Origin of the sequence: Corynebacterium sp. HMSC071B10 (assembly GCF_001814825.1) — a bacterium.
GTDB lineage: Bacteria > Actinomycetota > Actinomycetes > Mycobacteriales > Mycobacteriaceae > Corynebacterium.
This window is the reverse complement of sequence record NZ_KV817943.1, coordinates 1-10662: the sequence shown is the minus strand read 5'-3', so window position 1 is coordinate 10662 and position 10662 is coordinate 1. Positions and strand designations below refer to the sequence as shown.

The following is a 10662-nucleotide window of genomic DNA, read 5'->3' as shown; positions in this document are numbered from 1 at the left end:
CTACGTGTCCACCATTTGCGGGCAACCCCAACTAAGGGCGCTGGCGGCGATGATGCCGATGACAATGGCGACCAGTAGTCAGTAGAGAGAAAGACAGTCTTCGGCGTTAGCGGCTGCGGCTACTGTTGCTCGTTCAGGTCGTACTACTCACCGAGGTTGGCGGGCGCGTCTTCGTACGTGTTGGAGTAGGGCGAGTCGTTGGTCTCGTCCGTAGCGCGCTCGTAGTGGTCAGCCATGGAGCAAACCATCACGCCGAGGAAGGTGAGGAAGAACCAGATGATTACCCAGGCGATTACTCCGCCTAACGCTCTGATGATTCCTGCCACCAGTCCTGCGCGTCGTATCTGGGCAATGAGCATCCAGACTGGCAAGGCGAAGGGTGCTAACTGCCACCAGTCGGAAAAGTCGTTGATGGAATTGATAAATGGCAGTGCGTCCACGGAGGCGTCCTCCCTCTCTGTGGCGCGCGCCGCTCATGATGCTGTTAAAGAGTTTGAGAAGACTCCACCAGTCTTGCGTATAGTAAACAATGTTTACACAGTGTCGATTAAACAATTCTATCGACAGTCCCAAGAGCGGCAGCAATGGTAAACAATGTTTACTATCGCTGCCAAGGAGAGGATACTTCATATGAAACAAGGACCCCACCCTTCCGGACGTGTGGTGTCTGTACGGATGCCAGATGAAATCATTGAACGACTCGACGCTCTCTGCGGTAGGACAGGACGTAGTCGAGGTTTCTACTTAAAAATGGCTATTACAGCCATGCTTCCCAAACTAGAAGAATTCCATTGGAATCAAGTGGCTGCAGACTTCGAAGAGAAGACAATCAACAACTTGTTTAACCAAATAATGCTCAACGGGCTAAAAGACGAGCCCGAAGAACAACAGTGACTCCACTAATGCCTTAGGTTCCGAGCAAGCTTCATCAAAGCAAACAGCCGATAAGGCTTCTTGGCAAAAGCCGCCACCATTACTAAATCCTCAGTAAGTCACACTGATGTGATTTAATAGGCGGAGAAAATAAAAAGCCGCGCCTCACACTCATGGGGTGCGCAGCGCGAGCGGCACACACCCTCGGTTCAAGTCCAGGGCGCGCACATTCCTCAAAACATGAGGAAACCCCCGCATCATAGAGTTGGCGCTCTAGCGGGGGTCCAAAAACAATACGACACCGACCGTGTCAGGTAAGACCTTACCACTTCCACACGGACAGCGGGCAAAGCACAACACGGGCGGTGTCGATAATCCGAAAGGAGAACACGACAGCATGCAGCCCCGAGCCCGAGACGAACTCCGCGCCAAGCTCGAAGCAGTCAAAGAACTAGCCCGCAGGCAAGAACACGACGCCGCACAAGAACTCCTCCAAGCCCAGGACGTCGGCTACACCTCTAAACTATTCGTCCAAGCACTTTTTCCTTATCGCAAAACCGAGGATAAGGAACGCGTCATCATCACCCCGTCGGGGAAAATCGTGGTGTATTCAGGCGAGGGACTTCCCTACGGCAAGTACCCCAGACTCATCATGGCGTACTTGATTACCCGCGCAGTCGAAAACGCCGGACGACTCAAAGAGGGGAAAATCAGCCAGGAAGAAGCGTTCCGCATCCCCCTCGGCCACTCCATGAACCAATTCCTTAGCTCCATTGGTATCGGCAAGCGCGGAACTGGCGGAGCCAAGGGGACAATCACCATCGTCCGAGAACAATTGATTCGCCTGTCCGACTCTCGCATTACGGTTAAGTCCGATGATGGAGTCAGAGCACGAGGAAAGCACACGCAAATCCTGGACGAATGGGACTTGTGGTTCGATACGCGTGACCCTAATCAAGGTAGCTTCGTCGAAAGCTACCTCAAGCTCACACCACAGTTCTTCCAGCACATCGCAGAAGCACCCATCCCCATTGACCTCAACGTGCTGCGCCAGCTGACCAAGCCGCGGTCAATGGACATCTACATCTGGCTTACCCTCAAGCAATACTGGCTGGCCAAAAACAACCGCGACACCTACACCTTCACCTGGGACATGCGCACCCTGAGCCACAAGTTGGATTCCTCCGACGACGCCGACGGCAACGGTCTCATCGACCAGGAAGAACTCAACGCAGCCCTCGACCGGCTTGACCGCGAGGAAAAGGAAGCCGAAGAAGCAGCAGCGTCCTCGGCGGCCGCCGCATCCTCTTCGGCAGCAGCGGAACGTTCCTCCGAGGCAGCGGCGAAGAAGCGAGAGGCCGAAGCCTCCTCGCGCCGCGCCGCAGAGAGGGAAGCCGCTGACCGCGAACAGGCCGAGCGCGAAGCCGCTCAGCGCGAGCAGGCGGCGAGGGAGCAGGCTGCCGCCGAACAGGCCGCGGCTGAGCAGGCGGCGGCGGAGCAGGCTGCCGCCGAACAAGCTGCCGCCGAACAGCAGCAACAGCAGCAGGCAGGCCCGCAGATGGAATACGCGACCATGGGCCCCTACGGCTCACTCTTCACCTGTGAACAGGCCCGTGACAGCTGGCCGGTACAGTCCAGCCCCTGCTACACCGGCAGCGACGGCAACGCCTACTTCGAAGGCATGCGCCAGGCAATGCGCTAGCGCTCAAGCCACAGCAACGAAAAAGCTGCCCGGCCTACTCCGGCCGGGCAGCTTTCTTGCGAAGTGGAGCTAACGGGATTCGAACCCGTGACCCCCACACTGCCAGTGTGGTGCGCTACCAACTGCGCCATAGCCCCGTAGAAACGGTATGAAGTTGTACAAGTGGAGCTAACGGGATTCGAACCCGTGACCCCCACACTGCCAGTGTGGTGCGCTACCAACTGCGCCATAGCCCCAATTCGGCTCTTCTTACACCGGCATAACCGGCGTGAAGCACTTTGCTAAATATACACGCGCGCCCGCGGGCGAACCAAATCGCCTGCGGGCGCGCACGTGGCCGAAAGTGGGCTAGCTGTTCTTCAGGGTCTCGACCCACTGGCCGAGGTCGCCGTCGATGTCCTTATCGTCAACCATGACGCGCGGGGTCCAGCCCTCACCGGTGCGCTCTTCCTGGAGTTTCAGGTTCGCGTCCGACATTTCCTTGGCGGCCTCCGCGTACTTCTCGTCGCGGATGTCCTGCAGCGCCTCGTCGGAAGCGCCGTAGTCCTTCGCCAGGTCAGCCAGGTCATCAGCCTCGAACTTGTTGTACGCCTGCGCCTGGTTCTCAAAGAGGTAGTAGCGCAGGTTCATCGCCGCATCCGTCTCGCCGCGTGCGAACAGCGCGAGCGTTGCTGCGAGCGAAGCCGTGGAGTGGCCCGGACTGTACGCCTGCTGCTGCCCGTCCAGGAAGACCATCGGGCGCAGGTCCACCTCAATCTCGCCGGCCTTCAGCGCTTCCATCATCGGCTCGCCGGTCTCGGTCTCCAGATCAGCACAGTGGGAGCAGGAGAAGTCCTCGAACAGATCCGCCTTCGGCGCACCCTCAGCACCCTCGCCGGTCAGGGTGATGAAGGCATCACCCTCGTTCCAAGTAGCGCTGATGCCCTCGGTATCGATCATGCCCTCAGCAATCGCATCCTTGCGGTCGCTCTTGCCGTTGTAGACGATGATGCCGATTACCAGCACCGCAATCGCGATGACGGCCACGATGGCCCAGATAAAGCCAGCGCCGCCCTTCGAGTTCGGGTTTTGGACCTTACGGGTGGTCAATGTGGGTTCTCCTCAATCTTGGTGCGGGTGATACTCGAGACGTGCCCCCGCGCACGAAAGTACGCAGCGAATTATACGGCACGCGTCAACATTATGGGTAGATGGCAAAGCGGTTGAACGGGCGGTAGATCATGAACGCGGTAATGGCGATAAACGCCACGTCGCGCGCAACAACGAGCAGCAGGTTCGTGTCCACGACAGCACCCGCGCTCGGGTCGAAGCAGCCACAGTCAATTTCGAGCCCGCGCTGCCACGCCGACAGCAGCCCGATAATGAACAAGACGAGCACGCCGATGGAGACCCAACCGGCCGGCCGGAGCTTGATGCCCAGCAGGAGCAGCAGCCCGCCAGCCAGCTCGAGCGGGCCGATGAGCTGCGCAAGAATGTAGGACCACTCCTGGGTGAAAATCTCGTACGCGGCGATGGACTGCGTCATCTCCATCACATTGCCGATCTTGGGGATCGCAGCCCTGATCCACACGTAAGCCATGAAGAAACGGGCGGCGGCCGAGAGCACGTCGAGAACCAGCGCGCGCGTGCTGCGCGCCTGGTTGTTCTCGGGCGCAGCGGCGGAAGTTTGTGTCGTCACAATAAGCAGCGTAGCGCAGCGGGTGGCCATCGACCCTACAGTTTCCGCAAGATATGATGTGATCTATGACCACCTGGAAAGACCTCACCACCGCCGACCCCGCCCACTCCGAGCGATACGCCCAGCGCTGGAAGACGTTCATCGCGCAAGGCAAGGACATCGACGGCGAGGCCAGGCTTATCGACGCCGCGTCGCCCCGCCACGCCCGCATCCTCGACGCCGGCTGCGGCACCGGGCGGGTCGGCGGCTACCTCGCTCAGCGCGGACACCAGGTGTTCGGTACCGATATAGATCCGGTGCTCATCGGCCACGCCAAGGAGGACTTCCCCGACGCCACCTGGGTCGTCGGCGACCTCTCCACTGACGAGATCCCGGCGCGCGACATCGACGTCGCCGTCTGCGCGGGAAACGTCATGGGCTTTCTCGACCCGGCGGGCCGTGAACCGGCGCTCGCGAACATCTTCCGCACGCTACGCCCCGGCGGCCGCCTCTTTGTCGGTTTCGGCGCGGGCCGCGGCTGGACGTTCGACGACTTCCTCGCTTCGGCCGAAAAGGTGGGCTTCAACGTCCAGAACTGCTACGAGAGCTGGGAACTCTTACCATTTCACCCTGGCTCCGACTTTCTCGTCGCCCAGCTCGCGCGCCCGGTGTAGCCCTACTCCCCGAGCACGTCGGCCACCACGGCCTTCGCCGCCTCCTGCACTTCCTTCAGGTGCGCCTCGCCCTTGAAGGACTCCGCGTAGATCTTGTACTTGTCCTCGGTGCCGGAGGGGCGTGCGGCAAACCAGGCGTTTTCGATGGTCACCTTCAGCCCGCCAATGGCGGCACCGTTGCCAGGGGCTTCGGTGAGCTTCGCGGTGATCGGTTCGCCGGCGAGCTCGGTGGCGGTGACCTGCTCCGGGGACAGCGCCTTCAGCGTCGCCTTTTGCTCACGGTTAGCCGGGGCGTCAATGCGCGCGTAGGCGGGCGCGCCGAACTGCTCGGCCAGTTCCGCGTAGCGCTGCGACGGCGTCTTGCCGGTCACGGCTGTGATCTCTGCTGCCAGCAGATCCATGATCAGCCCGTCCTTGTCTGTCGACCAGACAGTGCCATCCTTGCGCAGGAAGGAAGCACCCGCGGATTCTTCGCCACCGAAGCCGATCTGCCCGTCGATAAGCCCTGGCACGAACCACTTGAAGCCCACCGGGACCTCAACGAGTGTGCGGCCGAGCGAGGCGACGACGCGGTCGATCATGGAAGAAGACACGAGCGTCTTGCCCACAGCGGTCCCCTCTGCCCAACCCTCGCGGTGGCTGAACAGGTACTCGATGGCCACCGCCAGGTAGTGGTTCGGGTTCATCAGGCCCGCATCCGGGGTGACGATCCCGTGGCGGTCCGCGTCCGCGTCGTTACCGGTAGCGATGCCGTACTTGTCGCGGTTATGCACGAGCGACGCCATGGAGTTCGGGCTGGAGCAGTCCATGCGAATCTTGCCGTCGGTATCCAGCGTCATGAACCGCCACGTGGCGTCCACGTTCGGGTTCACCACCTCCATGTTCAGCCCGTGACGCTCGGCGATCGCGCCCCAGTAGTCCACGGATGCCCCGCCCATCGGGTCCGCGCCAATGCTCAGGCCGGAGGTGCGAATCGCGTCGATGTCCACCACGTTCGGCAGATCATCAACGTACGTGCCGAGGAAGTCGAAGCGCTCGGCCCGCTCATCAAGCACACCGGTCACGCTTACGCGACGCACGCCGTCTAGCCCGCGGGCCAGGTAGTCGTTGGCCTGGTTGGCGATCCAATCAGTCGCATCCGCACCAGCCGGTCCACCGCTGGGCGGGTTGTACTTGAAGCCACCGTCGCGCGGCGGGTTGTGCGAAGGTGTAATCACAATGCCGTCGGCGCGCTGCGGGTCCGTGCCGGTTACGCCGCCGGAAAGCTTCGCGTTGTGCGACAGGATCGCATGGGAGACCGCGGGCGTTGGGGTGTAGCGCCCCGCCGCGTCGACAAGCACTGGCACCTCGTTGGCAATGAGCACTTCGAGCGCGGTCACCATCGCCGGCTCGGAAAGCGCGTGCGTGTCGCGGCCGATATAGACCGGCCCGCCGATGCTGTTCGCGCGGCGGTAGTCCACGATGGCCTGCGTGGTCGCCAGAATGTGCTGCTCGTTGAACGCGTTGTCCAGCGCGGAACCGCGGTGCCCGGAGGTACCGAAGCTGACCTGCTGATCCGGGTCCTGCGCGTCAATCTCGCGCGTGTAGTAGGCCGTGACCAGCTCCGCAATGTCGATCAGGTCGGCGGGTTGGGCGAGTTGACCGGCGCGTTCGTGTGCCATGGGGTGCTCCTTTATGTTCGGACTGCAAGGCGCGCCGCTTCTCGACGCCCTTTACGCCCCATCTTCCCCGCTAACCACACTTTCTGCCATGCCAATGCCCGCGCTGCCCCACCTAATTGTGGGGAACCTTGGGGAAAGTTTAAAAACCTTCGCCAAACACATGACTTTTGATAGTGCGACAGGCTACTATTACCACCAACTTCTGTGGCACCAGTCACACATGGTGCTGCGAGAGGAAGTGTTGTCCCCCTAACCCGAGCATGAAATGTGGAGTTATGTCCTCATCGCTGAATGATTTTCTCGGCGGGATTGCCAGCGTCGTCTGGGGCCCGTTCGTCCTCATCCCGCTGCTCCTTGGCACCGGTTTGTTCCTGACCGTCCGCCTCGGTGGCATCCAGTTCCGCACGCTTGGTCGCGCAATGCGGCACGCTTTCGTCGATAAGAACGGCGACGGCGCGGGCGATATTTCCAACTACCAGGCGCTCACCACAGCCCTGGCCGCCACCGTCGGTACCGGTAACATCGTCGGCGTCGCCACCGCGCTCTCGATCGGTGGGCCCGGTTCCCTGTTCTGGATTTGGATGACCGGCCTCGTCGGCATGGCCACCAAGTACACCGAGGCCTACCTTGGTGTTCGCTTCCGCACCACCGATAAGTACGGCAAGCAGCAGGGCGGCCCGCACACCTACCTCCGCCGCGGCATCCCCGGCGGCCTGGGTAAGGTACTGGCGCTGGCCTTCACGCTGTTCACCATCTTTGCTTCCTTCGGCATCGGTAACCTCACCCAGGGCAACTCCATTGCCGCGGGTATGGAGGACGCCTTCGGCCTGGACCCGCTGGTCACCGGCATCATCATTTTCTTCGGCGTTGGCGCTGCCGTCCTCGGTGGCATTGAGGGTATCGGTAAGATCACAGCTGCCTTCGTCCCGCTCATGATCGTCATCTACGTCGTCGGCGGCCTCGTCGTCCTGATCATGATGGCAGACCAGGTCCCAGCGGCCCTCGCCCTCATCTTCACCGACGCCTTCACCGGCACCGCCGCAACCGGCGGCTTCGTGGGCTCCGGTATCATGCTGGCCATCCAGTTCGGTGTCGCCCGCGGTATCTTCTCCAACGAGTCCGGCCTCGGTTCCGCTGCAATCGCGGCGGCAGCCGCAAAGACGGAGCACCCGGTCCGCCAGGCCCTGGTCTCCATGACCCAGACCTTCATCGACACCATCATCGTCGTCACCATCACCGGCCTGGTCATCGTCACCGCCGGCACCTGGGAAATGGGCCGCGAAGAAGCAGCCGTGATGACCGCAGCCGGCTTCGCCGAAGGTCTCCCGGGCCACTGGGGCGGCACCATCGTCTCGGTCTCCCTGATCTTCTTCGCCTTCTCCACCATCCTGGGCTGGTCCTACTACGGTGAGCGTTCCGTCGTGTCGCTTGTCGGCCAGTGGGCGAGCGTGCCGTACCGCATGATCTTCACCGTCGTCGCTTTCCTGGGCGCGACCACCGAGCTCGAGCTGGTCTGGACCTTCTCCGACCTGGCAAACGGCCTCATGGCACTGCCGAACCTGGTAGGTCTGCTCATCCTCTCCGGCCTGGTTGCCCGCGAGACCCGCGAGTACCTCAAGTTCGACCCGAAGCTGAAGAAGGACCCGGACGAGGTCGCCCGATTCGTCCAGCAGCAAGGGATGAACTGGCAGTAATCCACCCTGCTACCCTGTAGAGCATGCAGGGCAACACCTTCCGCGAAGCGCTCCTTGTCGGCCTCGGTGCCGCACTGGGGGCGCTTTTGCGTGCCGCGTTGCTCGCCGTAGCCCCCGGCCCAGCCGCCATTGCGACGCTCGCCGTGAACACGGTTGGCGCGTTCGCCATGGGCTACTTCAAGCCGGGACCGTTCTTCGGCACCGGCTTCCTCGGCGGGTTCACTACCTTCTCCGCCATGGCAGTTGCCGCCATACACTCGAGCGCCATCTGGGCCCTCGGTCTAGTCGTAGCAAGCTTTGTTGTTTGCGTCGGTGCCTGGCTGCTTGCCGACGCCACCTCACCCCACCCCTACCGCCAAACCACAAAGAGCTAGCCATGGATCTTCTTGTTGTCGCCGGCATCTTCATCGGCGGATTCCTGGGAGGTATCGCCCGCTGGGCGCTGTCCCGCATCCCCGCACCGCGCGTGGGTACCTGGGCGGCAAACATGGTGGCCTGCTCCGTCCTCGGCTTCGTCTACGGACAGGGTGTGCTTGTCGCCATGGCGGTGGGCACGGGATTCGCGGGGGCGTTATCCACCTGGTCGACGCTGGCGAAAGAACTCGGCCAGCTCATCAAGGACAAGGACTACTCGGAGGCGCTGCGCTACGCGTTGGCGACCGCGTTGCTGGGCCTGGTTGCCGCCGGTTTCGGCATGCGTTGGGGCGCGCGGGCGTTCGGAGCCTGATTGCGTCGGTACACGGTGCAATGAGTGGGGTCGCGCCGCGGGAGGGTGGAATAATGTTGCGCTGGATTTCCAGTGACCAGGCACAACACCATTGCAATGTGGGCTCGTTACAAGATGAATCCAGCCCCCGGGGTGTCGGCTGCAGCATTTTGGTGCCGATGTTGCGATAACTCGGTACTGCCCTGTTCCGAGTAGTTGGTACCGCCACCGCCACCGTCACCGTCACCGGAGCCGAGCCGACTGCAGCGACTCGGCCGTATTAATTTGTTGTCGTCCGGGCCTACTGGGGCCGGGGCCTTGCGCGTGGTGAAGCCTCCTTAGCAGGTTCGGTGGTCGTGATGTTGCAACCGGCTATCCGGCAGCAGTGAAGCGTCCTGGGTTTTGTTCCGCTTCTTCTACGCCCCTGTGGTGACGGGCTGAGTGAGATAATACTCGGGGGCCTGACCCCTGTTTAAACGAATGCTCGGTGCGGTGATCATCGACAAACCGGAAGCGGATCACCGGTATGTCTCTTCCATGCAATGTTTGGCCGCTTGTGCAGAAACTCGCATTCCTCCTTTAGACGGGTGTTTTCCTCCTGAAGCTGGCAAACCTTTCTGCATCCGTGAGCTACTTGGCACGATTAGCGCGTGAACGCGCAGGACGCTTCGTAACTCAGCAGCCTCTTGTTCAGCACTGTTCCTGCCTGTGTGGGCTGTTTGGAGGGTATTCTCAGAGCAAACTTGTTCACGACGAAGGAGTTCCGATGCGTGCCCCGATCCAATTGATCTCACACGTAGGCGTTCGTTTCCAAACGCCTACCGGCGAACACACTATCCAGTTTGGCGATACTGCCCAGCAGGTGCAAGCGGTCCTAGGACAACCTGAGCGCGGTTCGACTGACACCACCCTCTACTTTGATGGTGCGCGTATTCAGGTGCACGTTGGACCCGGCGGGGTCGAATTCATGGAATTTGCAACTAACCCTAAGAAAGATGGTGTTGATGTCGAGTGGGAAGGGCGCAACCTGTCGCATATGAACGCTATTGAATGCGCAGAGCTGCTCAAAACGCTCAATAGAGGAGCCAGAATCAATGAAGCTGAGGCTCCGTCTAGTTATGTCTTCGAGAACTTAGGTCTCACCGTATGGCAACGGTATGCCCTTGAAAACGCGATAGACGATGTAGGGGAAGCAGAGAACGGCGGGGATAAGGACGAGCTGGAATATCTCAAGGAAGAGGTCGAAATGGCCGAGTGCTTTGACTCGGTGGGCGTCGGATCGCAGGAGTACATGAAAGGATATTTCTCGTAGGCTGTGGCCCTAGAGTTATAGGCGCTACTGGATCTTTAAATCCCTTGGTTGGGCATACCCTCGGCATCTCAATGCCGGTGGCTCGGTTGGGCACCGTCGTGGTGCCGCGCCGCGGGAGGCCGAAATAATATTGCGTCGAATTTCCAGCAACCAGGCACAACACCATTGCAATGCGGGCTCGTTACAAAATGAATCCAGCCCCCCGGGGGACACACGTACACCATTTACACAAAACCCGGCCTCACACCACCCCCGCGGCATACAAACACACCAGGGGCATACAGACACACCTGGGTACAACGAGAAAGCACCCCGCACGCCGGGGTGTTTCCGGTGTGCGGGGTGCTTTTGTTTGAAGTTGTTGGGTCGGCGGTAACCTACTC

11 protein-coding genes and 2 tRNA genes are annotated in these 10662 nt (G+C 60.9%); 7 read left to right on the top strand and 6 right to left on the bottom strand.

The features are described 5' to 3' along the window. Window positions 1-143 precede the first annotated feature (143 nt). Window positions 144-440, bottom strand: coding sequence for a hypothetical protein (locus tag HMPREF2990_RS12610; protein WP_070588582.1), 297 nt, complete (start codon window positions 438-440; stop codon window positions 144-146). 190 nt (window positions 441-630) lie between these two features. On the opposite strand from HMPREF2990_RS12610, the gene HMPREF2990_RS12245 reads away from it, so the two are divergent. Next, a complete protein-coding gene (locus HMPREF2990_RS12245; RefSeq protein ID WP_083316909.1) occupies window positions 631-894 on the top strand; it encodes a ribbon-helix-helix protein, CopG family in 264 nt (87 codons plus the stop codon). A gap of 376 nt (window positions 895-1270) precedes the next feature. Next, window positions 1271-2575 (top strand): replication protein RepA, encoded by a 1305-nt coding sequence (locus HMPREF2990_RS13150; protein WP_246817381.1) that lies wholly within the window; start codon window positions 1271-1273, stop codon window positions 2573-2575. Window positions 2576-2639: 64 nt separating this feature from the next. Here the strand turns inward: HMPREF2990_RS13150 and HMPREF2990_RS01030 are convergent. From HMPREF2990_RS01030 to HMPREF2990_RS01015, 4 genes are all read right to left on the bottom strand, one after another. Then, window positions 2640-2712: transfer RNA gene (locus HMPREF2990_RS01030), tRNA-Ala, on the bottom strand. A gap of 26 nt (window positions 2713-2738) precedes the next feature. Next, window positions 2739-2811 (bottom strand) — tRNA-Ala (locus HMPREF2990_RS01025). A 112-nt stretch (window positions 2812-2923) separates the two neighbouring features. Beyond that, the gene (locus HMPREF2990_RS01020) at window positions 2924-3664 is read right to left on the bottom strand and encodes a DsbA family protein (protein WP_070762261.1); all 741 of its coding nucleotides are present in this window, start codon (window positions 3662-3664) and stop codon (window positions 2924-2926) included. A gap of 91 nt (window positions 3665-3755) precedes the next feature. Next, window positions 3756-4283 (bottom strand): MauE/DoxX family redox-associated membrane protein, encoded by a 528-nt coding sequence (locus HMPREF2990_RS01015; RefSeq protein WP_083316908.1) that lies wholly within the window; start codon window positions 4281-4283, stop codon window positions 3756-3758. A 35-nt stretch (window positions 4284-4318) separates the two neighbouring features. On the opposite strand from HMPREF2990_RS01015, the gene HMPREF2990_RS01010 reads away from it, so the two are divergent. Then, window positions 4319-4906, top strand: coding sequence for a class I SAM-dependent methyltransferase (locus tag HMPREF2990_RS01010; protein WP_070762260.1), 588 nt, complete (start codon window positions 4319-4321; stop codon window positions 4904-4906). A gap of 2 nt (window positions 4907-4908) precedes the next feature. Here HMPREF2990_RS01010 and pgm read toward each other — a convergent pair whose 3' ends face one another. Beyond that, entirely contained in the window at window positions 4909-6567 is a 1659-nt protein-coding gene (pgm, locus tag HMPREF2990_RS01005) for a phosphoglucomutase (alpha-D-glucose-1,6-bisphosphate-dependent) (RefSeq protein ID WP_070762259.1), read from the bottom strand. A 275-nt stretch (window positions 6568-6842) separates the two neighbouring features. Here pgm and HMPREF2990_RS00995 point away from each other — a divergent pair, with 275 nt between their 5' ends. The 4 genes from HMPREF2990_RS00995 (at window position 6843) to HMPREF2990_RS00980 (ending at window position 10279) form a co-directional block, all read left to right on the top strand. Next, the gene (locus HMPREF2990_RS00995; protein WP_070762257.1) at window positions 6843-8261 is read left to right on the top strand and encodes an alanine/glycine:cation symporter family protein; all 1419 of its coding nucleotides are present in this window, start codon (window positions 6843-6845) and stop codon (window positions 8259-8261) included. A gap of 23 nt (window positions 8262-8284) precedes the next feature. Then, window positions 8285-8635, top strand: a complete 351-nt coding sequence (locus tag HMPREF2990_RS00990) for a CrcB family protein (protein WP_070762256.1) — start codon at window positions 8285-8287, stop codon at window positions 8633-8635. Window positions 8636-8637: 2 nt separating this feature from the next. Next, window positions 8638-8988: a FluC/FEX family fluoride channel gene (locus tag HMPREF2990_RS00985; RefSeq protein WP_070762255.1), complete on the top strand. Its 351-nt coding sequence runs from the start codon at window positions 8638-8640 to the stop codon at window positions 8986-8988. 745 nt (window positions 8989-9733) lie between these two features. Continuing rightward, window positions 9734-10279, top strand: coding sequence for a hypothetical protein (locus tag HMPREF2990_RS00980; protein WP_070762254.1), 546 nt, complete (start codon window positions 9734-9736; stop codon window positions 10277-10279). The last annotated feature ends 383 nt before the right edge of the window (window positions 10280-10662 follow it).

Coding starts and splice junctions, on each gene's coding strand:
- HMPREF2990_RS12245 (WP_083316909.1), top strand. CDS start 631: ATGAAACAAGGACCCCACCCTTCCGGACGTGTGGTGTCTGTACGGATG.
- HMPREF2990_RS13150 (WP_246817381.1), top strand. CDS start 1,271: ATGCAGCCCCGAGCCCGAGACGAACTCCGCGCCAAGCTCGAAGCAGTC.
- HMPREF2990_RS01015 (WP_083316908.1), bottom strand. CDS start 4,283: ATGGCCACCCGCTGCGCTACGCTGCTTATTGTGACGACACAAACTTCC.
- HMPREF2990_RS01010 (WP_070762260.1), top strand. CDS start 4,319: ATGACCACCTGGAAAGACCTCACCACCGCCGACCCCGCCCACTCCGAG.
- pgm (WP_070762259.1), bottom strand. CDS start 6,567: ATGGCACACGAACGCGCCGGTCAACTCGCCCAACCCGCCGACCTGATC.
- HMPREF2990_RS00995 (WP_070762257.1), top strand. CDS start 6,843: ATGTCCTCATCGCTGAATGATTTTCTCGGCGGGATTGCCAGCGTCGTC.
- HMPREF2990_RS00990 (WP_070762256.1), top strand. CDS start 8,285: ATGCAGGGCAACACCTTCCGCGAAGCGCTCCTTGTCGGCCTCGGTGCC.
- HMPREF2990_RS00985 (WP_070762255.1), top strand. CDS start 8,638: ATGGATCTTCTTGTTGTCGCCGGCATCTTCATCGGCGGATTCCTGGGA.
- HMPREF2990_RS00980 (WP_070762254.1), top strand. CDS start 9,734: ATGCGTGCCCCGATCCAATTGATCTCACACGTAGGCGTTCGTTTCCAA.